This window comes from Sphingomonas flavalba (assembly GCF_047553045.1).
GTDB lineage: Bacteria > Pseudomonadota > Alphaproteobacteria > Sphingomonadales > Sphingomonadaceae > Sphingomonas_L > Sphingomonas_L flavalba_A.
In genome coordinates, this window is record NZ_CP180208.1 from 845130 (window position 1) to 866959 (window position 21830).

A 21830-nucleotide genomic window follows, 5' to 3' on the forward strand; every position below is an offset into this window, starting at 1 on the left:
GGCGCATCATTTTCTTTCGTAGGTCGCGTTGAGCGCTCAGGGCGCGCCAAGCGCGGTGGAGATTTCCCGCCCGGCAGCAAGCAGGGCTGTTCGGGCTTCCTTCATATGAACCGAATCATCCTTGTGAAGGCGGTGCAGGAACGGGATGATGAGGGCGGCGGCGACCTCGCCATTATGATCGTAAACCGGCGTGCCGATATCGGTGATGCCCTCCACTTGTTCACTGGCGACTTCGAGACAGCCCTTGGCTTTGATGTCTGCTGCGAGAGCCGCGACCTGTTTGGCACAAGAAATGTCATCGCCATCAAGCGCGATGTTCGAGAGCAGCGTTTCACGCGTAAAGTCGTCGGCAAGGGCAAAGAATATCCGCCCCGAACATGATGTCAGGATTGGAGACTCGGCGCCGATCCGCATGCTGAAATTCCGATCTCGAAAGCTATCGTGCTTGGCAAGCACCACTGCCTGGGACCCCGATAGCATCGTCAGGTGACAGGATTGGCCGCATGCAAGAGCAAGCCGTCGCATCGGCCCGCTCGCGGCGCTGGTGAGGCGATTCACCGGCAGATGCCAGTGTGCGAGCCGAAAGAGCCGCATGCTGAGCCGATAGCGTTCCGACCCCGCTTCAAGCCGGACGAATCCGCGCTGTTCCAGCACCGCCAGCATGCGGAAAATCTCTCCGACCGACCGGCCCAACCGGTCGGCAATGCCCTTCAGGCCGATGCTTTCCGGCTCGCGCGCGAGCAATTCAAGAATATCCAGCCCTTTTTCGAGGGCTGGAGCGCTGTAAGCCTTGCGATGAGCAACCTTTCCCTGAGCCACTTCGCGTGCGCCTTTTGCTGTCATGCTACTCTCACTTCAATCAAAATCCTGCCGTAGGCGTGTGGCGGTCTTAGCAGGCTTCGCATGCATTGCCGTGAGCAAATTTGCTGTTGCATATATAAAAGATAATTTTATATACATAGAAATGAAAGAGGGAGGAGGATCATGAAAGCGTACGCTGACAGTCTGTCCACGCGCCCTCTGGGCCTTGGCTGTGCCTCGCTTGGAAACCTATACCGTGCGATCAGCGACGATCTCGCCCGGGAAACAGTCGAAGCGGCCTGGGATGCCGGCATTCGCTATTTCGATACCGCGCCTTATTACGGGCTTGGCCTGTCGGAGCGCCGCCTTGGCGACGCGTTGCGTGGCCGGGCGCGGGCGAACTATCGGCTTTCGACGAAGGTGGGACGGTTGCTTGATCCGGACGGACGGCCCGACTTGCCTTCTGAGCGGCACGGCTTTCACACGTCGATGCCGTTCAGCGTGCGCTACGACTATAGTTATGATGGCATCATGCGTTCGCATGAAGCGAGCCTTCAGCGGTTGGGTCTTGCCGGCGTTGATATTCTGCTGGTCCACGACATCGGGCGTACCACGCATGGCGATGGCCACGCCGCGCACTTTCGCGCTCTCGCAGAAAGCGGTTATCGCGCGCTCGATGAGCTGCGTTCCGCCGGCGACGTGTCGGGCATTGGCCTTGGTGTCAATGAATGGGAAGTCTGCGGCGAGGCTATGGCCATCGGCCAGTTCGACTATTTCCTGCTGGCCGGCCGATATACGCTACTTGAGCAGGAGCCGCTGCACGGATTTCTTGATGACTGTGCCGCGCATGGTGCGAAGATTATCCTGGGGGGCGCATATAATAGCGGCATCCTCGCCACCGGGACGCGGCGATCGCCGACGCCGTTCTACAACTACGAACCCGCCCCGAAGTCGATCATAGATCGCGTGGTACGTATAGAACGGTTGGCGGACACGCATGGGGTCACGCTTGCCGCCGCGGCGCTGCAATTTCCGTTGGCCCATCCGGTCATCGATATCGTGATCCCCGGTCTCGGCGATCCGGCGCGAGTCAAGCAGACGATAGCGCTTCATTCCGAACGCATTCCAGCCCAGTTCTGGGCCGACATGAAGGCAGAGGGCCTCATCGATCCACAGGCGCCGGTCCCTTGGGCGGTCGAACGATGATTCTCGATTGCCATCAGCATTTCTGGTCGATCGAGCGGGGCGATTATGGGTGGCTGACACCGCAAGACAGTGCGCTTTATCGTGATTTCAGCCCGGACGATTTCCGACAGGCAGCGCATCGGAGCGACGTAGCCGCGACCATCCTCGTGCAGGCCGCGGCGAGTGTGGCGGAAAGCCATTACCTGCTTCAGATCGCTGAAGCGGAGGCCTTTGTGCGGGGCGTTGTCGGCTGGATCGACTTCGAAGCGGCCGACGTGCTGGATCAACTGGAGCAATTGGCGCGTAGCCCCTGGCTCAAGGGTTTACGCCCGATGGTGCAGGACATCGAGGACCCGGAGTGGTTATTGCGCCCTGAATTCGCGCCGATCTTCGAGGCTATGCTGGCCCGCCAGTTGCGTCTGGATGGTCTGATGCGTTCTGGTCAGCTTTCTCAACTGATCGCGCTTGCGCGTCGCTATCCCACGCTGCCGATCGTGCTCGACCATGCGGGCAAACCGCCGATCGAGAGCGGTGACTCCGGCGCGTGGGCAATAGCCATTGCCGCGCTCGCAGCCTGCCCTTCGGTGTATTGCAAGCTTTCGGGCCTCTGGTCGGAAGCAGGCGATGACCGGTCCCTCGCGCGCCTCCAGCCCTATGTCGATCATCTCGTCACCTGCTTCGGGACCAGCCGGCTGATGTGGGGGAGTGACTGGCCGGTTCTGACGGCGGTGGGTGGCTATGGGGGCTGGCTCGATCAGTCCCGTCAACTTGTCTCGCGGTTATCCGGTCTGGAGCAGCGGGCAATTTTCTTTGGTACGGGGTTTCGATTTTATGGTGTTGAGTGACGGGCGGAAGACGGCAGGCGCGTATACACCTGCAAGTTCATTTCTACTGCTGCATCCCAGCGATAATGTCCTAATCTGCGCCAATGGTAGCGGCGCTGGGCAAGTCGTCGTGATCGACGGCAAGCAGCACCGGCTGAAGACCGACATTGCCCTGGGTCACAAGATCGCTCGCATCGCCATGAAGCCGGGCGACAAGGTGCTTCGCTATGGCGTGCCGATCGGTTCGACAACGCGGAGCGTCGCGGCGGCGGAGCACGTCCACACCCAAAATCTGCAAAGCGACTATATTTCCGCCCACGGTCGGGACGCCGCGCGATCCCAAGAGATCCGGTCATGACCTCCGGCGGCCCGAAATTCGAAGGCTTTCTGCGTCCAGACGGTCGCAAGGGCATCCGGAACGCAATCCTTGTCATCTACCTGGTCGAATGCGCCCACCATGTTGCACGGACGATCGTGACGAAAGTCGATCATGCCGTCGTCCAGTTGGTGGGTTTCCCCGGCTGCTATCCGAACAGCTATGCGCTCAACATGATGAAGCGGCTGGCGACCCATCCCAATGTGGGTGGCGCCTTGATCGTGTCGCTGGGTTGCGAGGGGTTTGACCGTGAGGGTCTGACCACGGCGATCGCCGCCAGCGGCCGCCCGGTGGAGACGTTGATCATCCAGGAGGCGGGCGGAACCCGATCGACGATCGAAGCCGGAATCGCCGCGTCGATTCGCCTTCTGGAAGAAGTGGAACGATCGGCGTGCCGGGTGCCCATGGGCATCTATGACCTTGTAGTCGGTACGATCTGCGGCGGCAGCGACGGGACGAGCGGCATCACCGCGAACCCGGCGGTCGGCCGTTGTTTCGACCGTCTGACCGCCCGGGGCGCGACCTGCATCTTCGAGGAGACAGGCGAACTGATCGGCTGCGAGGGCGTCATGGCCGAACGTGCCGCCACCCCTGAACTGGGCGAGGCGATCAGGGCGGCCGTCGCCAAGGCGGAGCATTATTACGCCACTTTGGGCTATGGCTCCTTCGCGCCCGGCAATGCCGATGGCGGGCTGACGACGCAGGAGGAAAAATCCTTCGGCGCCTATGCCAAATCCGGAGACTCCACCATTTCAGGCCTGATCAAGCCCGGCGACATCCCGCCAGGGCCCGGCCTCTATCTGATGGATGTCATTCCCGATGGCGAGGTGCGCTTCGGCTTTCCCAATATCTCGGACAATGCCGAAATCGTCGAGATGATCGCATCGGGATGTCATTTGATCCTGTTCACCACCGGCCGGGGATCGGTCGTCGGCTCCGCGATCTCGCCGGTGATCAAGGTCTGCGCGAATCCGGAAACCTATGCGCGCATGGCCGGAGACATGGACATCGATGCCGGCCGTATTCTTTCGGGCGCCGCAACCTTCGATGAGGTTGGAGAAGAGATATTCGCGGCGGTTTGCAAGGTCGCCTCGGGCGAGCAGAGCATTTCGGAAGCGCTCGGCCATCAGGAATTCATTCTGACCTACAAGCAGTTCGAGGCGACCGGCCCGGCCTGCCTGCCACATCCGCAGCGGACGCATCAATCATGACGACTTCCTTCATGCTTTCAGACAAGCGCGTCCTGATAACAGGCGCCGGGCAGGGCATCGGCCGCGCCAGTGCGGAGGCGTTTCGAGACGCCGGCGCCTGGGTGCTGGCGACGGATATCAATGCCAAAGCATTGGCCAGCCTGTCGGGATGCGAGACTATGATACTCGACGTCACGGCCCCTGGGGCGCTTGCGCAGCTTGCCGCGGAAGAGGGTTTCGACGTGTTGTTCAATTGTGCCGGCTATGTCCACCATGGATCCATATTGGAGTGCGAGGAGCGGGACTGGGCTTCGTCGTTCGAACTCAACGTGACGGCCATGTACCGGACGATCCGGGTACTGCTGCCGGCGATGATCGCGCGCGGCGGCGGTTCGATCATCAACATGGCCTCGGTTGCAAGCTCGATCATCGGGGTTCCCAACCGGTGCGTCTATGGTGCCAGCAAGGCGGCTGTGATCGGCCTGACCAAGGCGATTGCCGCCGACTTTGTCCAGCAGGGCATCCGATGCAACGCGATCTGCCCGGGGACTGTATCTTCCCCGTCGCTCGAGCAGCGATTGGCGGCGACGGGAGATTTCGACGCGGCGATGGCAGCATTCACGGCGCGGCAGCCGATGGGCCGGATCGGCACGCCGGCGGAGGTCGCGGCGCTGGCGCTCTATCTGGCCAGCGATGCTTCCGCATTCACGACCGGACAAACGCATATCATCGACGGAGGCTGGTCAAACAGCTGAGCATAAAAAGGGGGAGGGGATTTTATGGCGCTGGCGCCGCAATGGACGGACGAACTGTCCGGCTCTGGTCAGGAACTGCTTGTTGCGAGGCGCTATCTTATCGCCTTTGCACTGGTGACGAGCCTGTTTTTCATGTGGGCTGTTGCAAACAATTTCAATGATATCCTCATCAAGCAGTTTCAGAAGGCGCTGGACCTGACCCGGATGCATTCCGGGCTGGTGCAAACGGCCTTCTACCTGGGCTATTTTACGATCGCCCTGCCGGCCGGCTGGGTCATGCTCAGGGTCGGTTACAAAAATGGCATATTGATCGGGCTGCTGCTCTATGCTCTCGGCGCCCTGTTGTTTTTCCCGGCGGCGGAAAGCCGAACCTTCGGCTTTTTTCTGATCGCGCTTTATGTGATCGCCGCGGGCCTGGCCTTTCTGGAGACGGCGGCCAATCCCTTCATCATCGCGATGGGGCCGGCGAGGACTGCCGCCCAGCGCCTGAACCTTGCGCAGAGCTTTAATGGCTTCGGCGGGTTCATCGCGCCTTTCATCGGCGGAGCGCTGATATTTTCCGGCGTGGAACACAGTTCTGCCGAACTCGCCGCGATGTCACCCGCTGCGCTGGATGCTTACCGGGCCAGTGAAGCGCAAGCGGTGCAAATGCCGTATCTGGGCCTCGCCGCGATCGTGCTGACGCTCGCATTCGTTACCTGGCGGGTACGTTTTCCGCAAATCGCCGAAGACGCAGCCCCGACCGCCGACGTGCAGGGGCGCTCGATATGGGCGTTTCGCCATCTGCGCTGGGCCGTGGTCGCGCAATTCTTCTATGTGGGCGCGCAGGTTTCCATCTGGAGCTATTTCATCAACTTCGCCCAGGAAATTGCCGGGGTCGGAGAAAAGAGCGCGGCCCATTATCTGGGCTTCAGCCTGATGGCTTTCATGATCGGCCGTTTCGCGGGAACAGCGTTGATGCGCCTGATCGCGCCGGCGCGGATGCTTGCGATCTACGGCGCGGTCGCGGCGGCGCTCTGCGCGGTGAGTATCGGCGCGGAGGGGTGGAGTGCGCTTATCGCGCTGGGCGTGACCAGCTTCTTCATGTCGATCATGTTCCCGACGATCTTCGCGCTGGGCGTCGCGGATCTGGGGAGCAAGACCAAGCTGGGCTCTTCCCTCATCATCATGGCCATTATCGGCGGCGCGCTGTTTCCGCCGCTCGCCGGGCTGATCGCGGATCGGGCTGACTCTATTCAGGCCGGCATGGTCGTGCCGCTGACCAGCTTCCTTGTTGTCATGCTGTTCGGGCTTCGCATGAGCAGGGGGGCGCGAATGGTATGAATACTGTGCGCGAGTTGTTTTTCCTCGATCTGCGCGAAGGCGCGGCTGCCGATTATGAAAGGTGGCACCTCCCGGGTGCGATCCCATCCGCGGTGATCGCCGATATCCGGGCTTCGGGAGTCCAAAGGATGGAGATATTCAGAAGTAGAAACCGGCTCGCCATGAGCACGGAAAGGATGGCGGCGATCTGCCGGGATCGCATCCACAGCCCGGAGAGCACCGCCTGGGAAAGCCGGATGGAAGCCTTTCAACAGCCGCTGCCATGGGCTGTGCCCGGGACGAAGTGGCAACCGGCGAAGCGGATTTTCGATCTCTGCGAGCATTCCGAGGAAGGACTGACCGAATGAAGCTGCTGCGTTTTGGCCCAAAAGGGGCGGAACGGCCTGGAATGCTGGATGCGGATGGCGCAATCCGCGATCTTTCAGCGCACGTTGCCGACATCGCCGACGATGTGCTGACCCCGGCCGGGCTTGCGCGTCTGGCGACGATCGATCCGGCCTGTTTGCCGTTGGTTGAAGGGGGCGTCCGCTACGGCCCCTGTGTCGGTCATGTCGGCAAGTTCATCTGCATCGGCCTCAATTACAGCGATCACGCCGAAGAAACGGGCGCGTCGGTTCCTTCGGAGCCGGTGATGTTCATGAAGGCGACCAGCGCGCTGAGCGGACCCAACGATCCGATCATCCAGCCGCGCGGAAGCACCAAACTGGACTGGGAGGTCGAGCTGGCTGTCGTCATCGGCAACCGGGTCGCCTATGCGGATGAAAAGGAAGCCGCCGCAGCGATTGCCGGCTATTGTATCTGCAATGACGTCTCAGAGCGTGCGTTCCAGTTGGAGCGGCAAGGGCAATGGGCGAAAGGTAAGGGCTGTGACAGTTTCGGCCCGATCGGGCCCTGGCTGGTCACCGCGGACGAAGTGGGCGACGCATCCGACCTGGCGATGTGGCTGGAGGTGAACGGCCGACGATTCCAGGACGGAAGCACGCGCACGATGATCTACAAGCCGGCGTTTCTCGTCAGTTACATCTCCCAATTCATGAGCCTGCAACCCGGGGATATTATCTCCACCGGCACGCCGGCAGGCGTTGGGCTGGGGCAGAGTCCGCCTCTTTATCTCAATCCGGGCGATACGGTGGAACTGGGCATTGCGGGTCTGGGCACGCAACGCCAGGCCGTCGTGGCGGCACGCTGACCATGGCGCTGAAGCGATGCCATAATGTCACCGATGTGCGGCTGCAGGCGAAACGCCGCCTGCCCGCGCCGATGTTTCACTATATCGACGGCGGAGCGGATGATGAGTGGACGCTCGCCCGGAATACGAACGCCTTTGCCGATTACCAGCTTCTGCCCGAGTGCCTGAAGGACGTCAGCAATGTCGATCTGACGACCGAACTCTTCGGCGTGAAAATCGATCTCCCCCTGTTTCTGGCGCCGACGGGCATGTCGCGGTTGTTTCATCACGGACGCGAACTGGCGGTCGCGCGGGCTGCCGAGGCGTTCGGAACCCTCTATTCCCTGTCTACGCTGGGTACCACGTCTCTGGAGGTGATCTCAGAGGCCATAGCGACACCGAAGATGTTCCAGATTTACATTTTGAAGGATCGGGAACTCACTCGCGAATTCGTCATGCGCTGCAAGGCGGCCGGCTATGACGCGCTTTGCTTGACCGTGGACATGGCGATGGCCGGCAATCGGGAGCGCGATCTTCGCACCGGCATGACGATGCCGCCGCGGTTCGGGCTAGGCAGCCTGTGGAGCTTTGCGACCCATCCCTATTGGAGCCTCCACATGCTGCTCCATCCGGGTTTCAAACTGGCCAATGTCGCGCATCGGGTCGATGCGCTGGGCACGGGGGCGATGGGCCTGATCGATTATGTCAACAGCCAGTTCGATCGCTCCGTCACCTGGGATGATGTGGAATGGCTGCGCGCCCAGTGGGACGGTCCCCTGGTTCTGAAGGGCATACTGTCGCCGGCCGATGCCAGGCGCGCGCACGCGGTAGGCGCCGATGCGCTGATGATTTCCAATCATGGCGGGCGACAACTGGATGGGGCGCCGGCGCCGGCGGATCTCCTCCGGCCGATCCGCGATCAGGTCGGTTCTTCGATGCAGCTCGTCATGGATGGCGGGATCAGGCGCGGCCGAGACGTGGTCAAGGCGATCGCTCTGGGCGCCGACGCGTGCTCGATTGGGAAGGCCTATCTCTATGGCCTGGCCGCAGGCGGACAGGCGGGGGTCGAGCATGTTCTTGGCCTGCTGCGGGCCGAGATCTGGCGCACGATGACCCTGCTCGGCTGCGCGTCTGTTGATGCGGTTGGCGAACATCATATTTCACGACTGGGGCGCGGTTTATGATCCTTGCTACAACTTCCCGCATTCTTGCGATGTCGTTGCTGCTGCTCGCGTCAAGCGGATGCGCGAGGGCGACGACGCCGGCTTCTTCCGTGACCGCATCACCCGCCCCGCGCGCGCCAGCGAAAAACGTGATCCTGTTCATCGGCGACGGGATGAGCATTGCAACGGTAACGGCGGCACGGATCTATGACGGTCAGTCGCGCGGCGAGACGGGTGAGGAGAATCTGCTCTCGTTCGAGCATTTCCCAAGCACGGCCCTGGTCAAAACCTATAATAGCGATCAGCAGGTTCCGGATAGCGCCGGCACCGCGACAGCGATGAACACCGGCGTCAAGACCCGTGCGGGCGTGATCGGCATCGGCCCTTCGGCGTACCGTGGCGACTGCACGGAATCGCGGGGTGCAATCCTGCCGAACCTGGCCGGGCTGGCGCATGCACGCGGCAAGAGTGTCGGCTTTGTTTCCACGATGCGCTTGACCCATGCCACGCCTGCCGCCGTCTATGCCCACGTAGCAGACCGCAATTGGGAAAGCGATGCGGACATCCCCGTAGTTGAGCGGGCTAAGGGCTGCCCAGATATTGCGGCGCAGATGCTGGCCTTTCCTTTCGACGTCGCTCTAGGTGGTGGCGAAGCGCGGTTTCGCGTGAAGGGCCAGGGCGGCCGCCGCCTTACCACTGACGCGGATATCCTGGCGCAGTGGCAAGGCCGGACGGGCGGAACGTTGGTGCGTACCCGGGCGGAGCTGGCGGGGGTAGGAGCCGCGAAAGGGCCATTGCTCGGCCTCTTCGCCGGCAGCCACCTGCAATATATGCTCGAACGCAAGCCGGATACGACCGAACCGACGCTGAGCGAGATGACGGTCGCTGCAATCGCCAAGGCTGCGCAGAACTCCAACGGCTATTTCCTGATGATTGAGGGCGGCAATATCGACCATGGCCATCACGAGGGGCGCGCGAATATTGCCCTGTCCGAAACCCAGGAGCTTTCCCGGGCGGTTCAGCTGGCGATCGATACAGTCGATCTTTCGGAAACCATGATCCTGGTCACGGCCGATCACAGCCATGTCTTTACGATCGGCGGCTATCCAAGCCGGGGCAATCCAATTCTGGGGTTGGTGAAGGGTAACGACCATCGCGGCGATCCGCTCGACACGCCGACGCTGGCGGCGGACGGACAACCGTACACCACATTGGGCTATTATAACGGGCCCGGTGCTGTTTCCGCCACGCCCCGGCCGGCGCCCGAGCTAGGGCCCGATGCGCGACAGCAAGCACTGGTACCGACGGGCAGTTTCTTCAGCACCAGCTCGTCGTTGTCCGAAAGTCACGGGGGTGACGATGTGGCGCTCTACGCCACCGGCCCGGGCGCCGAGCAGGTTCGCGGCGTCATAGAGCAAAGCCGTATTTTCAATATCATAGAGCAGGCCTTCGGCTGGCGATGAAACGGGCCGCGATTGAAGCTTGCGATCGCGGTATTGTTGCTCGGACGGCGTGCATGGTCGTGGCGCTCACGTGACGTACCTGTCTCATAAGGCTTCTTCCATTCCAACGAATGGATCGCACCATCAAACCATGGGATCAAACAATTGCAGAGTATCGAAAATCGTAGCCATTCAGAGCAACACCAAATAACGTTCGCTATAGGCAGGCGCTGCCGTTCGACGGACGACCAGCGAACGACGGCTAAGTCCCACCTGTGTCGGGACAGCGCGGATGGACCGCGATTTCTGAAATGCTATGACAGATGGGCGCTTAACTGGTTGAAATGAAACTGGAAAAGCTCCCATCTGTCACGGCGAAAATGCGGCAAAACATCAAAACATGGCAAGCTGATCCGGGTTTTTTCGCTGCTGCTGACGGCGCTGGCTCGAAAATCGGATGATGTTTTCATACTGTTTGTCGGTGAAGTTGAGCACATGAATCTCTCCGCGTTCGGGCAGATGAGCCTCGATTCTCCGAAGGTAAGTCTCATAGTGTTCTTTGCCATTACAGAACCGAGTATAGATCGAAAAATGGCTCATTTCAAAGCCTTCATCAAGCAGAAATTCCCGGGAATTCGTCGCTTCGCGCGCGTGTTCCTTGGTGTCTACCGGCAGGTCAAACATTACGAATATCCACATCAGCCGGTATCCGCTTAGGCGGCGTGGACAAATTTGATCCAGTATCGAGCGGTGGCGATTTGGACCATGCCGAGGACGCTGTTGGCCAGTTGGTCATAACGGGTGGCGATGGCGCGGTTGATCTTGAGGTAGCCAAACATGCGCTCGATGCGATTGCGCTGCTTGTAGAGTGCCCGGTCATGCTCGATCTTCACACGGCGGTTTGATCGTCCGGGGATGACGGCTTTGATTTTCCGTTCAGCAAGGTCGGCACGGATAGCGTCTGCACGTAACCCTTGTCGGCAAGCAGCGCGATCGGTGCCCGCTCGGGCAGGTCGATCAGGAGATCATAGGCTTTGCAGTTTGCCGCCTCGCCATATGTTAGGTGGAAGGCGAGCGGTCGTCCGAGGACATCAGCCAGGCAGTGAAGCTTACTGGTGAACCCGCCCCGCGAGCGGCCAAGAGCGCGTCGATGACTCCCCCTTTTCCGCCCGCTGCCGAAACGTGGGCGCGAACGGTGGTGCTATCAATACTGTAGTGGCCGGTGTCCGCCATGATCTCGGCCAGCGTCACGGCAACTGCCTCCCAGACCCCGGCTTCGCTCCAACGTCGAAACCGTCGATAGATGGTGTTCCAACTACCATATTTGGGCGGCACGTCGCGCCACGGAGCGCCGCAACGAAGCCGCCCGTTGATGATCGACCTGTTTTGCTCGGGGCGCCTGCCTCGACCCCGGTTTTTAGGATCGATCAGGAGTAAGCCCTTCAGCACACGCCATTCCGCTTCGGTGAGATCGCCCCTGCTCAAGCCTGCCTCCAAAAAGCAGCCTTGAATCAATCCTCTCGCGCAACGTCAATCACGTCTTGTCACGATTTGCCGGGCCCCCTTCGCCAGCGGCCGCGCAGTTGCCTTTGAATCAAATGTAAAATGACCCAGAAGACGGCAGTGGATAGCCCGTATAGCCCGCCCCAAGCAAAATTATCTGCTTGTCCCGGAGGGAGAAAACCAAGCATCAAAGCGCCACAGGCGCCGCCGGACACAACCAGCAGCCCATAGTTTAAGCCAATCGGTAACCCTCGTTCCTGCAAAGCAGCATAACACGGCGCAAGCAGCAGCAATGAACCGGGCAGCGCAAAAATCATCGGTATGAATGTGAAGCCGCTTACAGTGCCATCCAGCGCCAGAGAAACGACAAGACAGGACAAAACCGGCGCCAGAACGCTCACCAGAAATATACGAGCCAAGCTCATAGCCGCAGTCTAGCAGGACGATTCCAGATAGAAAACCGTAAACCCAATTTGCCCACGCCGCCTAGGATTGGATCCGCTTTTCCAATTTTCCAAGCCAAGCTGCCGTGAGGGCTGTCGGTCCGACGGTTACACTGAGATTGTGCTCCTCGCGTTCTTATAATGCTTTGGGGATACGCCAAACTTCAATCGGAAGGCCCGTGAGAAATGGGACGCGTCGGAGAAGCCGGAATTATAACCCACGTTACTGATGCGATCGCGCGACGAGGCGGTGGTCAATGCACGCGCTGCGGCCTGCAGGCGCGTATCCATCAGCAAGCGACCAAAGGTCGTCGCATTGCTGTTACATGTTTTATGAACATAGCGCACCGAACAGCCGAGCGCCTGCGCCGCCATTACGGGTGTAACCGTTTCGTCCCGAAAATTCTCGCCTACGAACTGGCGCAGTCGGGCGAAAAAAGCCTGTTCCGTCGGTTTTACGGGCTGGCGCTGCTCGGTCTGCGCGGTCATGCGCAATATCCGCGCCATCGCGTCGCCGAACAATTCGACGAGTTCGAAGCCGGCGCCGGCTTCGTCGCCAGGCAGGTCGATGATCGCTTCAAGCGCGGCGCGCAGCACGGCGCCGCCCTCGCGCTGCATGCTGATCGGTATCCCTATGACCTGCGCTGGCGCCATGCGCAGCCGTTCGCGCAACCACCAGTCGGGTAACTGGATGCAAAGCTGACGAAAACGGGATTCGAATTCCAGCACATAGGATTCGTTCGGATCGACCAGAACGCATTCGCCCACCGATATCCGGGTCTCGCCCCGGTCGCTGTGGACTGCGCCGGTGCCTTCCAGTTGGACGTTCAGGAAAAACCGTTCCAGCGTTTCGGTGTCGCCTTCGACATGGCGAACGCGCTGGGCGTCCGCTGAGATGTGCGACACGAGCAGGTCGCCGCGGTGGATCGTCTCGATCGTGCCGCCGAACGTGTCGGGCTCCATCGCTTCGAACTTCAGATCGGTGAACAGTTCCGAAATGCCGCGACTCCATTCATGGACGCGGTGGTCCGCCCTTGCCGGCGACAGGGCGAGAAGCGTTCCCGGCGTTTGCGGCGCGACGACCGGTGCGCTGTCAGACGAGGATTTGTGCACGGGCAGCCAGGACCCCGGCAGCGGTTCCCTATATGCCTGATCCCTGACGATCATTGCGGCAAATCCCACGCTTGTGCCACGGAACACCGCGGTATCGGTGAAACATCATGCGCTGAATATCGCAGGCGTTTCCAGCGAAATTTGGCCGTAAATAGAGTTTTCGTATTCCCCGGCCGACCAACATCGATCGGTGAATGCCTTTAGGAGATGGTAGAAAAGCCGATGCGCGAGGCGAATTCAACGAACAAGCAAGTGTTTACCGCCGCGGCTGTGCAGGCGGCACCGGAATATCTCGATCTCGGCAAGGGTGTCGACAAGGCGATTGCCCTGATCGAGGAGGCGGCGCGAAAGGGCGCGCAGCTGATCGGCTTCCCCGAATGCTGGATACCGGGATATCCGTTCTGGGCCTGGCTGGATTCCCCGGCCGCTACGATGCGCTATGTCGGCATCCACGCCAGCAACTGCATGACCGTCGACGGGCCGGAAGTGCAGCGGATTGCCGCTGCGGCGCGCGCGAACCGGATCTGGGTGGTACTCGGCTTCAGCGAGCGAAGCGGCGGGTCGCTCTATATTGCTCAGCTTATCATCGCTGACGACGGCACCGTTGTCGCCGCGCGCCGCAAGCTGAAGGCGACGCTGATCGAACGCACGATATTCGGCGAAGGCGACGGCAGCGACATCAAGGTGCATGACACCGCGCTCGGCAAGCTCGGCGCGTTGTGTTGCTGGGAACATGTCAACCCGCTGACCAAATATGCGATGTTCGCGCAGCACGAACAGGTGCATGTCGGCTCATGGCCCAGCTTCTCGCTTTACCCCGACAAGGCGTATGCCCTCGGTCCGGAAGTCAACGGCGCGCTCAGTCGGGTCTACGCGGTCGAGGGCCAGTGCTTCGTGATCGCGCCGTGCGCCGTTATCTCGCCCGCCATGATCGAACAACTCTGCGACACGCCGGTCAAGGCCGAGCTGCTCCACGCCGGTGGTGGGCATGCGATGATCTGGGGGCCGGACGGCCGGCCGCTCGCCACGCCGCTGGCGCCCGACGAGGAGGGGCTGGTGCTGGCGGAAATCGACCTGGGCATGATCCCGTTCGCTAAGGCCGGCGGCGATCCGGTTGGGCATTATTCGCGCCCCGACGTGATGCGGCTGCTGTTCAACCCGGCGCCCACCGTCTGCGTGGAATGGGGCGAGACGGCGGGAAGGGCGGGGCGGATGCCGAACCGGCCGGCCGATACCGGCGCCACCGAACAGTCGGCATCCCCGGCGCCCGAAATGCAGGAAGGGAGCGAATAGCGCGATGAAATCTGCCATCCCTCTCGAACTGCAGGCGCCGCGGTCCTGTCCGCGCCGCTGCCCCGAAGGGTTTACGCCGCCTTATGGCGCCTGGGTGGCGAGGGACCATGCCGCGCGGACGCAACTCGTCATGGCCTATTTCGGTGTCCAGTATGATGGTCCGGCGATGCGGGCGCCCGCCGAGGCCGCGTTCGACAAGATCGTCGCGCTGCTGGGCGGTGAACACGCCGCCGGCCATGTCGATCAGGCGGGGTTCCGCGATGACGCCGGCTACGACACGCTGGTTGCGATCGCCTATTGGGACGACCCGAACGGGTTCGACCGTTGGCGCCAGCGCGCCGATGTTGCCGGCTGGTGGGAAAGCGACGCGCGCCTTGCCGACGGGCCGGGGTATTTCCGTGAAGTGTTCCTGCCGACTAACGATCGGTTCGAAACCCTGTTTTCCAGCCTCGATCAGCCGGAAGGTGTGGCGATCGTCATGGGCGGGCTGGACCCGGAAGATGTTCAGGAGCACTCCTACTGGGGGTCGATGCGCGACCGGATCGCCGCCGCGCAGGGCGATCCGCTTGCCGGCGCAGACGCCCGGCCCGCACCGCCAGCCGAAACCCTCGGCCGGCGCGTTCGCGTGGGCGGCGTCCCGAACCTTGCGGTAATCCGTTCGGGGCAGGACTGGGGTGCCACCCGAGACGCGGAACGCGACATGTACCTGAACGATATCGAACCCGTGCTGGATGCCGGCATGCGTTTCCTGACCACCGAAGGCCAAAGCATCGGCTGCTGGACAAACCGCTATATGCGGATCCGGGGCAAGCAGAAGAGCTTCGGCCTCGGCTACTGGCGGTCGCTGGGTGACATGGAGGCGTGGGCCGAGAGCCACTCGACGCATATCGCGATTTTCGACGGTTTTCTTCAAATGGCCGCGAAGCTGAATTTCCAGTTGGCGCTTCGGTTGTATCACGAAGTATCCGTTATGACGCCGGATCAGCAGTTTCTGGAATATATAAACTGCCACAAGAATACCGGGCTTATTCCGCGATGAAATAGCTCATAATATCCGATGTAATATTCATAAGAAAATTGAACGCACAATTCGTATTGAGCGCATGCGCGATAACGCGTGCGTCACAGGGAGAAAAAATGGCACAGCATCTTGGAATCCTGAAATTGTCTACCGCGCTTTTGGCGATCCTTGCTGCGCCGGCGGCAATGGCGCAGGTTTCCGCCGCGCCGGCCGAGGGGCCTGGCGCCGCGCAGCCGGACAGCGGTGACGGGAGTGACATTGTCGTCACGGCGACCCGTACCAATCGCACCGGCTATACCGCGCCGACGCCGACGACGGTGCTGTCGCTGGAGCAGATGAACCTTGCCGCACCGGCCAATCTGGCGGATTTCGTCAACCAGCTTCCCGCCCTGTCCGGCTCGGTCAATCCGCGCAACAATAACGGGACAACCAACGGCGGCACCGCCGGCGCCAATCTGCTCAACCTGCGCAATCTTGGCGTCAACCGCACGCTGGCGCTGCTCGACGGCCGCCGCGTCGTCGCATCGACGCTGACCGGCGCGGTCGACGTCAACCTGCTGCCGACCGCGTTGGTCCAGCGGGTCGACGTGGTCACCGGCGGCGCATCCGCCGCATGGGGGTCGGACGCTGTTGCGGGCGTGGTCAACTTCGTCCTCGACGACCGCTACCGGGGCCTGAAGGGCAAGATTGTCCGCGGCACCACTCAGGAAGGCGATGGCGACACATTCCAGGCCGAGCTGAGCGGTGGTGTGGCGTTCGCCGGTGGGCGCGGGCACATCGTCGTGTCCGGGCAGTACAGCGATTCCGGGCGCACCCGCGCGCAACAGCGCAACTGGTATGACGGATCGAAACTGATCCTCAACCCGGATTACACGGCCGCCAACGGCGCGCCTCAGTATATCGTGGCGAAGCATGTCGGCCTGGCCAGCGCGACCGATAATGGTCTGATCACCGCCGGGCCGCTGCGGGGTACGCAATTCGGTGCTAACGGCCTTGCCCTGCCGACGCCGTTCAATTTTGGCTATGTCGCCGGCCTGCAGTCGCTCGGCGGGGCCGCCGAGGATCAGGGCGGCCGCATCGAGGTGTCGATACCGACGAAGAATTACAGCCTGTTCGGTCGTATCTCCTACGACCTGGCCGATGCGCTGCAACTCTTCGCCGAAGCCGGCTATGGCCGGTCGCAAGCCGATTATCTGTCGGTTTCGTATAACCGCTTCGGTAATCTCGTGCTGTCCGCGGAAAATGCCTATCTGGACCCGTCGGTACGCAGCGCGCTGAACGCCGCCGGCGAAACCAGCTTCCGCTACGGCACCAGCAACATCAAATTCGGCCAGCTCGCCGCGCGTAACATCCGAGAAATGCAGCGTTACCTTGCCGGGCTGAAGGGCGACATTGGCGGGTGGACGCTGAATGCCTATTATCAGCACGGTGTGTCGCGCATTGTTTCGGAAGTCGGCAACAACCCGGTAGCGGCGCGTTACGAAAAGGCGGCCAACGCCACCAAGCTCGTCGACGGGACAATCGTCTGCTCGGTCAATGCCGATGCGGACCCGGCGAACGACGATGCCGCCTGTTCCCCGCTTAATCCGTTCGGAGCGGTTCCGGCGTCCGACCAGGCCCGCGCCTATGTATTCGGTACGGCCCGGCAGGTCATCGATATCAAGCAGGATGTTGTTGCCGCCACAATCGCGGGTGAGCCCGGTTCCACCTGGGCGGGACCGATTTCGTTCGTTGCCGGCGCCGAATACCGGCGTGAGACTTTCAAGGCGGTGGCCGACGCCGTGTCGCTGACCAACGGCTTCTTCACCGGCAATTTCAAGCCGTCGGCGGGAAGCATATCGGTCAAGGAAGCCTTCGGCGAAATCGTCGTGCCGCTGCTGAACGACGCACCTTTTGCCAAAGACGTCAGTTTCAACGGCGCGCTGCGCTACACCGACTACAGCATGAGCGGCAGCGTCACGACCTGGAAAGCGGGCCTGACGTGGGAAGCGAGCCACGAATGGCGTCTGCGCGGCGTCCGTTCGCGCGATATTCGCGCGCCTAACCTGAACGACTTGTACCAGGGTGGCCAGGCGTTCCCGCTGGCAGTGGCGGATCCGGTGACCAACTCGTCGTACACCACCTTCGTGACTGTGGTCGGCAACAGAGCCCTTCGTCCCGAGCGCGCGGACACATTGTCGGTCGGGATCGGCTACCGCCCGGACTGGCTGCCCGGTCTCGCTCTGTCGGTGGACTATTATGACATCAAGATTAAGCAGGCCATCGTCAGCCTGCCGGCGCAGAATCTGATCGACGGCTGCAACGGCGCCAGCCCGGGGCTGTGCCAGTATATCACCCGCTCGCCGACCACGAACCTGATCACCGAAGTGCTCACGCCGGGGATCAATTTCAGCCGCGAACGCGCGACCGGGATCGATGTCGAAGCCAATTACCGCACCCGTGTCGGCGCTGGCACGCTAGACCTTTCGGCGCTGGCCAACCATGTCCGCCGCCGCACGGTCGATACCGGCTTCAGGGTCTACGAATATGCTGGAACGATGTCGGAAAACACGGCGGTGCCGAAATGGCGCGGTGTGGTCAATCTCAGCTACCGTCAGGGCGGTACGACGCTGAACCTGCGCGAACGCTTCATCAGCGCCGGCAAATATACCAAGGAAGTCACGGTTAAGGACAATCACGTCAAGGCGGCCTATTATACCGACCTGACGCTGACCCAGGATTTCCATGATTTCACGGGCAAGCCGTCGCTGTTCTTCGCAGTCGACAATCTGTTCAACCAGGCGCCGCGCGTCAGTCCGCTCATCCTTGGCCCGGTGCATATCAACGTCGGGACAAACGGGTCGCTGTACGACGTCCTCGGCCGCACGTTCCGCGTCGGGCTCCGTTTCAATCTGTGACCTGCGCCGGTCCGCCCCGCGCGCCCGGCTGGCGTGCGGGGCGGTGGGGCGGGGCATATCCGCGCCGCTGTTACCTGTCGGCGTCGCGGACGATGCAACGAAACCCGATATGCGATGTCGACGTGTCTATCGTCTGAGGGTGCCGGGCAGCGGGGCGATAGCGCTGGCAGTAGTTTTCCGCGCACAGGTGGGAACCGCCCTTGAGCACTTTGCGCCCGATCGGGATGTCCGGCATCAGCGGGTCGAAGCTGCCACGCAGGGTGCCACCGCGCGGATCCGGCAACGCGCAGCAGGCCCCCGGCTTCTTCTTGCGGCTGTGCCCCGGCCGGCCCTTGGCAAGAGACCACCAGTCGTCGGTCCATTCCCAGACATTGCCGATCATGTCGAACAGGTCATAGTCGTTGGCCGGATAGCTGCGCACCGGCGAGGTTCCTTCCCAGCCGTCCTCGCGGGTGTTCGAAAATGGAAATATGCCCTGCCAGTAATTCGCGAGCATCGCGCCGTCTGGGTTTAGGCTGTCGCCCCAGGCATAGGCGCGGCCGTCATGCCCACCACGGGCGGCGAATTCCCATTCCGCTTCCGACGGAAGCCGCTTGCCAGCCCAGTTGGCATAGGCGGCCGCATCAAAATGGCTGACATGGACGACGGGGTGCTCGTCCAGATCCGCCAGGTCGCTGTCCGGGCCTGACGGGTGCCGCCAGTCGGCGCCGTGGCAGAAGGTCCACCATTCCGCCGGATTGTCGAGATCGACCGGCCCGCGCGCCTTGCGAAAAACCAGGGATCCGGGCTGAAGCAGCGCGGCGTCGGCGCCCGGATAATCCCGCGCGTCCGGCTGCTGCTCGGCGGTGGTGCGGTATCCCGTGGCGGCAACGAAGCGCGCGAATTCGCCGTTGGTGACGGGTGTCGCGTCGATCCAGAACGCGCCGACCCGGACCCGGCGCGCCGGTGCTTCTTCCGGGTAGAAGGTGTCCGCCCCCATCAGGAAGGCGTCGCCTTCGACCCGCACCATGCCGGTCAGATCGGCAGGGCGGGCACCGGGGAGAGCGCTGCTCACGCCGGCCGATCGGGGTGACGCGCGACAAGCGCGTCGATAATGCGGTTGATATCAGCGATCAGGGCGTCCTGTTCCGCGCCGCTCAGCGGAAAGGTCTGGCGCAATCGCGTTGTCACCATGTCGATCGCCTCGGTCAGCCTGGCCAGCCCGTCCGCCGTGATCAAAATGTGAAGGTGGCGCCGGTCGCTGGCGAAACGTTCGATCGAAACCAGGCCCATCCGGCCCAGCTTCGCAACCGATCGGCTGAGTGTCGATGGCTGAAGCACCGTGAACGTAGCGATCGAACTGAGGTCGCTTGGCCCCAATTGGGTCAGGCAGTGCAGGACCCGCCAGTGCGCGATGGTCAGGCCCAGATCGTGTAGCGCCCCGGCCAGCACATCCTGGGTCAGATCGTTCAGGCGCGCGATGCGGTGCGGCAGGAATTGCTCGAGATTGAATTGTGACGGGTCCGGCGATTCACGAATCATGGCGCCTGCTTACCCCCGATCGACATCGCGAAGCATGTAAATTGGTACGGTACGCTGCCGTCCGGCGGGACGGCGGCGCATTAACGCATCCGTCTATTCGCCGGACCGGGTGGTCCGCGCCGCCTTTGCCTTGGGCGCCGGATACTGGTTCATATCGGCCCAGTCGGGCGGCGGCAGCGTGGCGTTCCACGTCGCATATCGCGCCTGCAGGTCAGATTTCACCTGCGGGAATTGATCGCTCAGGTCGCGCGTTTCCGCCACGTCCGCATCAAGGTCGTAAAGGGCGCTTTCGCCGGTGGCGTTGTTCAGCCACAGCTTCCATTTGCCCATCCGCACCGCGGATTCGCCGACCAGCTTCCAGAACAGCACTTCGTGCGGCGCGCCCGCATTCTGTGTTTCTATATAGGGCAGCAGGTTGACGCCATCGAGCGGCTGGGCCGCCCTGGTTGCGACCCCTGCGGCGGCGGCGACGGTCGGCAGGATGTCGAGGCTGATGACCGGGTTGTCGTAGACCGAGCCGGCCGGGATGCGGCCGGGCCAGCGCATCATGAACGGAACGCGGATTCCGCCTTCATATGTCGAATTCTTGCCGCCGGAATACGGCGCGTTGCTTGCCGGGCGGCTCATCGCGCCGCCATTGTCGCTGAGGAAAACGACGATCGTATTCTTGTCCAGCCCCGTGCTCTTCAGCTTGTCCAGCACCGCGCCGACCGCCTGGTCTTGCGCCAGCAGCAGCGCGTTATAGGCGCGGGCGTTGATGTTCGGCACGGTTTTGCGCAACGCCTCGAAATAGCCGATCGGCACCTGCAGCGGCGGCACCGGCGCATTCATCGGCAGATAGAGCATGAACGGCCGGTCCTTGTTCCGTTCGATGAAATCGACCGCACGATCGCGAAAATACTCCAGCAGATATTCGTCGACATGGATCAGCCGGCCGTTCTCACGCACGCCATTGAGGCCACCGCGAGTCCAGGCGGTCAGCGGGGATTCGTCGTGGAAGTCGATTTTCTGACTGATGTAGTCCGGGTTGGACAGGTCCGCATACTGGATGCTGGTGTTCCCGTAGAACACGTTCGAATAATCGAAGCCGCGGTTATGCGGGGTGAATTGCGCTCCGTGCCCCAGATGCCATTTGCCGACGACGCCAGTGGTATAGCCCGCCGCCTTGAACAGTTCGCCGATGTTGCGTTCGCTGGTCGGTACGCCCCGACGAACGAATTCGGCCTCACCCTGCAACTTGGCCAGGCTGCCGTCCGGCATGCGGGCTTCGCTCAATTCCGGAAAGGCGCCGGTCGAGACCTGATATTCGAACCCGAAGCGTTGCTGATACCGGCCGGTCACCAGCCCGGCGCGTGACGGGCTGCACAGCGGCGCGCTGACATAGCCGTTGGTGAATTTCACCCCGTCATGGCCGATGCTGTCGATATTCTTCGTTTCGATCCACGGGTTGCCGTTGGCCGAAAGATCACGATTGCCCATGTCGTCGGCCAGGATGACGATGACATTGGGCCGGGCATTGGCCTGCGTCCGTGCCGCCGCCGCCCGGTCCGTTGCGGGTTGCGCCGCCGAGAAGGCTGGCAGCATCGCTGAAATGGCCAGAGCCGATGTCAGATGAAGCGCGGACCGGCGCAGCATTTTCCTCATGAATTTTCTCCTCCCGAACATGGCTCGTCCGCCCGCCACCCATTGCCGCGTTTTTGTCCGATTCAGGGTGTTCGGGGCTATACAAGGCAAATTATATGCACACGCAATTGCATGTGCAATTGATAAATTGGAGCAGGCGCCTTCGCGGACGCCAGGCGTCATTGCTGG

General features: G+C 61.9%; 22 protein-coding genes. 13 read left to right on the forward strand and 9 right to left on the reverse strand.

The features are described from left to right. Positions 1-36: 36 nt before the first annotated feature. Positions 37-843, reverse strand: coding sequence for an IclR family transcriptional regulator (locus tag ACMT1E_RS03865; RefSeq protein WP_414902371.1), 807 nt, complete (start codon positions 841-843; stop codon positions 37-39). 141 nt (positions 844-984) lie between these two features. Between ACMT1E_RS03865 and ACMT1E_RS03870 the strand changes: the two genes are divergently transcribed. The 10 genes from ACMT1E_RS03870 to ACMT1E_RS03915 all read left to right on the forward strand — a co-directional run bounded on the left by ACMT1E_RS03870 (position 985) and on the right by ACMT1E_RS03915 (position 10248). Beyond that, positions 985-2007, forward strand: a complete 1023-nt coding sequence (locus tag ACMT1E_RS03870) for an aldo/keto reductase (RefSeq protein ID WP_414902372.1) — start codon at positions 985-987, stop codon at positions 2005-2007. Beyond that, positions 2004-2831 (forward strand): amidohydrolase family protein, encoded by an 828-nt coding sequence (locus ACMT1E_RS03875; protein WP_414902373.1) that lies wholly within the window; start codon positions 2004-2006, stop codon positions 2829-2831. Before ACMT1E_RS03870 ends, ACMT1E_RS03875 begins: the two co-directional genes overlap by 4 nt. A 109-nt stretch (positions 2832-2940) precedes the next feature. Then, the gene (locus ACMT1E_RS03880; protein ID WP_414902374.1) at positions 2941-3168 is read left to right on the forward strand and encodes a hypothetical protein; all 228 of its coding nucleotides are present in this window, start codon (positions 2941-2943) and stop codon (positions 3166-3168) included. Next, entirely contained in the window at positions 3165-4397 is a 1233-nt protein-coding gene (locus ACMT1E_RS03885) for a UxaA family hydrolase (RefSeq protein WP_414902375.1), read from the forward strand. Before ACMT1E_RS03880 ends, ACMT1E_RS03885 begins: the two co-directional genes overlap by 4 nt. After that, positions 4394-5131, forward strand: a complete 738-nt coding sequence (locus tag ACMT1E_RS03890) for an SDR family oxidoreductase (RefSeq protein WP_414902376.1) — start codon at positions 4394-4396, stop codon at positions 5129-5131. Before ACMT1E_RS03885 ends, ACMT1E_RS03890 begins: the two co-directional genes overlap by 4 nt. Positions 5132-5155: 24 nt before the next feature. Beyond that, positions 5156-6454, forward strand: a complete 1299-nt coding sequence (gene fucP, locus ACMT1E_RS03895; protein ID WP_414902377.1) for an L-fucose:H+ symporter permease — start codon at positions 5156-5158, stop codon at positions 6452-6454. Continuing rightward, positions 6451-6801 carry an L-rhamnose mutarotase gene (locus tag ACMT1E_RS03900; RefSeq protein ID WP_414902378.1) on the forward strand — a complete coding sequence of 117 codons (351 nt, stop codon included), beginning with the start codon at positions 6451-6453 and terminating at the stop codon, positions 6799-6801. The genes fucP and ACMT1E_RS03900 overlap by 4 nt, the downstream gene beginning before the upstream one ends. Beyond that, positions 6798-7643: a fumarylacetoacetate hydrolase family protein gene (locus ACMT1E_RS03905; RefSeq protein WP_414902379.1), complete on the forward strand. Its 846-nt coding sequence runs from the start codon at positions 6798-6800 to the stop codon at positions 7641-7643. The genes ACMT1E_RS03900 and ACMT1E_RS03905 overlap by 4 nt, the downstream gene beginning before the upstream one ends. Before the next feature lie 2 nt (positions 7644-7645). Further along, the gene (locus ACMT1E_RS03910; protein ID WP_414902380.1) at positions 7646-8806 is read left to right on the forward strand and encodes an alpha-hydroxy acid oxidase; all 1161 of its coding nucleotides are present in this window, start codon (positions 7646-7648) and stop codon (positions 8804-8806) included. Then, complete coding sequence (locus ACMT1E_RS03915; RefSeq protein WP_414902381.1) at positions 8803-10248, forward strand: alkaline phosphatase; 1446 nt, start codon at positions 8803-8805, stop codon at positions 10246-10248. The genes ACMT1E_RS03910 and ACMT1E_RS03915 overlap by 4 nt, the downstream gene beginning before the upstream one ends. Positions 10249-10620: 372 nt before the next feature. Here the strand turns inward: ACMT1E_RS03915 and cas2 are convergent, their stop codons facing one another. From cas2 to ACMT1E_RS03940, 5 genes are all read right to left on the reverse strand, one after another. Further along, on the reverse strand, positions 10621-10911 hold the full coding sequence (gene cas2, locus ACMT1E_RS03920; RefSeq protein ID WP_414902382.1) for a CRISPR-associated endonuclease Cas2: 291 nt from the start codon (positions 10909-10911) through the stop codon (positions 10621-10623). Positions 10912-10940: 29 nt separating this feature from the next. Next, on the reverse strand, positions 10941-11183 hold the full coding sequence (locus ACMT1E_RS03925) for a transposase (RefSeq protein WP_414903267.1): 243 nt from the start codon (positions 11181-11183) through the stop codon (positions 10941-10943). 103 nt (positions 11184-11286) lie between these two features. Beyond that, positions 11287-11712: a transposase gene (locus tag ACMT1E_RS03930; RefSeq protein WP_414902383.1), complete on the reverse strand. Its 426-nt coding sequence runs from the start codon at positions 11710-11712 to the stop codon at positions 11287-11289. A gap of 59 nt (positions 11713-11771) precedes the next feature. Further along, a complete protein-coding gene (locus tag ACMT1E_RS03935) occupies positions 11772-12155 on the reverse strand; it encodes a hypothetical protein (protein WP_414902384.1) in 384 nt (127 codons plus the stop codon). A 126-nt stretch (positions 12156-12281) separates the two neighbouring features. Beyond that, complete coding sequence (locus ACMT1E_RS03940; RefSeq protein ID WP_414902385.1) at positions 12282-13340, reverse strand: helix-turn-helix domain-containing protein; 1059 nt, start codon at positions 13338-13340, stop codon at positions 12282-12284. Positions 13341-13538: 198 nt separating this feature from the next. Between ACMT1E_RS03940 and ACMT1E_RS03945 the strand changes: the two genes are divergently transcribed. From ACMT1E_RS03945 to ACMT1E_RS03955, 3 genes are all read left to right on the forward strand, one after another. Beyond that, complete coding sequence (locus ACMT1E_RS03945) at positions 13539-14579, forward strand: carbon-nitrogen hydrolase family protein (RefSeq protein WP_414902386.1); 1041 nt, start codon at positions 13539-13541, stop codon at positions 14577-14579. 4 nt (positions 14580-14583) lie between these two features. Further along, entirely contained in the window at positions 14584-15618 is a 1035-nt protein-coding gene (locus ACMT1E_RS03950) for a phenylacetaldoxime dehydratase family protein (RefSeq protein WP_414902387.1), read from the forward strand. Between the two features lie 98 nt (positions 15619-15716). Next, the gene (locus ACMT1E_RS03955) at positions 15717-18497 is read left to right on the forward strand and encodes a TonB-dependent receptor plug domain-containing protein (RefSeq protein ID WP_414902388.1); all 2781 of its coding nucleotides are present in this window, start codon (positions 15717-15719) and stop codon (positions 18495-18497) included. A gap of 70 nt (positions 18498-18567) precedes the next feature. Here the strand turns inward: ACMT1E_RS03955 and ACMT1E_RS03960 are convergent, their stop codons facing one another. The 3 genes from ACMT1E_RS03960 to ACMT1E_RS03970 form a co-directional block, all read right to left on the reverse strand. Beyond that, positions 18568-19506 carry a formylglycine-generating enzyme family protein gene (locus ACMT1E_RS03960; RefSeq protein WP_414903269.1) on the reverse strand — a complete coding sequence of 313 codons (939 nt, stop codon included), beginning with the start codon at positions 19504-19506 and terminating at the stop codon, positions 18568-18570. Positions 19507-19547: 41 nt separating this feature from the next. Further along, positions 19548-20018 (reverse strand): MarR family winged helix-turn-helix transcriptional regulator, encoded by a 471-nt coding sequence (locus ACMT1E_RS03965; RefSeq protein ID WP_414902389.1) that lies wholly within the window; start codon positions 20016-20018, stop codon positions 19548-19550. A 93-nt stretch (positions 20019-20111) separates the two neighbouring features. Beyond that, on the reverse strand, positions 20112-21662 hold the full coding sequence (locus tag ACMT1E_RS03970; protein WP_414902390.1) for a sulfatase-like hydrolase/transferase: 1551 nt from the start codon (positions 21660-21662) through the stop codon (positions 20112-20114). Positions 21663-21830 lie beyond the last annotated feature (168 nt).

Bases quoted from the DNA above. Each gene is read 5' to 3' on its own strand.
- ACMT1E_RS03870 (WP_414902372.1), top strand. From the start codon at position 985: ATGAAAGCGTACGCTGACAGTCTGTCCACGCGCCCTCTGGGCCTTGGC.
- ACMT1E_RS03950 (WP_414902387.1), top strand. From the start codon at position 14,584: ATGAAATCTGCCATCCCTCTCGAACTGCAGGCGCCGCGGTCCTGTCCG.
- ACMT1E_RS03910 (WP_414902380.1), top strand. From the start codon at position 7,646: ATGGCGCTGAAGCGATGCCATAATGTCACCGATGTGCGGCTGCAGGCG.
- ACMT1E_RS03900 (WP_414902378.1), top strand. From the start codon at position 6,451: ATGAATACTGTGCGCGAGTTGTTTTTCCTCGATCTGCGCGAAGGCGCG.
- ACMT1E_RS03940 (WP_414902385.1), bottom strand. From the start codon at position 13,340: ATGATCGTCAGGGATCAGGCATATAGGGAACCGCTGCCGGGGTCCTGG.
- ACMT1E_RS03905 (WP_414902379.1), top strand. From the start codon at position 6,798: ATGAAGCTGCTGCGTTTTGGCCCAAAAGGGGCGGAACGGCCTGGAATG.
- ACMT1E_RS03935 (WP_414902384.1), bottom strand. From the start codon at position 12,155: ATGAGCTTGGCTCGTATATTTCTGGTGAGCGTTCTGGCGCCGGTTTTG.
- ACMT1E_RS03890 (WP_414902376.1), top strand. From the start codon at position 4,394: ATGACGACTTCCTTCATGCTTTCAGACAAGCGCGTCCTGATAACAGGC.
- cas2 (WP_414902382.1), bottom strand. From the start codon at position 10,911: ATGTTTGACCTGCCGGTAGACACCAAGGAACACGCGCGCGAAGCGACG.
- fucP (WP_414902377.1), top strand. From the start codon at position 5,156: ATGGCGCTGGCGCCGCAATGGACGGACGAACTGTCCGGCTCTGGTCAG.
- ACMT1E_RS03865 (WP_414902371.1), bottom strand. From the start codon at position 843: ATGACAGCAAAAGGCGCACGCGAAGTGGCTCAGGGAAAGGTTGCTCAT.
- ACMT1E_RS03965 (WP_414902389.1), bottom strand. From the start codon at position 20,018: ATGATTCGTGAATCGCCGGACCCGTCACAATTCAATCTCGAGCAATTC.
- ACMT1E_RS03885 (WP_414902375.1), top strand. From the start codon at position 3,165: ATGACCTCCGGCGGCCCGAAATTCGAAGGCTTTCTGCGTCCAGACGGT.
- ACMT1E_RS03955 (WP_414902388.1), top strand. From the start codon at position 15,717: ATGGCACAGCATCTTGGAATCCTGAAATTGTCTACCGCGCTTTTGGCG.
- ACMT1E_RS03915 (WP_414902381.1), top strand. From the start codon at position 8,803: ATGATCCTTGCTACAACTTCCCGCATTCTTGCGATGTCGTTGCTGCTG.
- ACMT1E_RS03960 (WP_414903269.1), bottom strand. From the start codon at position 19,506: ATGGTGCGGGTCGAAGGCGACGCCTTCCTGATGGGGGCGGACACCTTC.
- ACMT1E_RS03875 (WP_414902373.1), top strand. From the start codon at position 2,004: ATGATTCTCGATTGCCATCAGCATTTCTGGTCGATCGAGCGGGGCGAT.
- ACMT1E_RS03970 (WP_414902390.1), bottom strand. From the start codon at position 21,662: ATGAGGAAAATGCTGCGCCGGTCCGCGCTTCATCTGACATCGGCTCTG.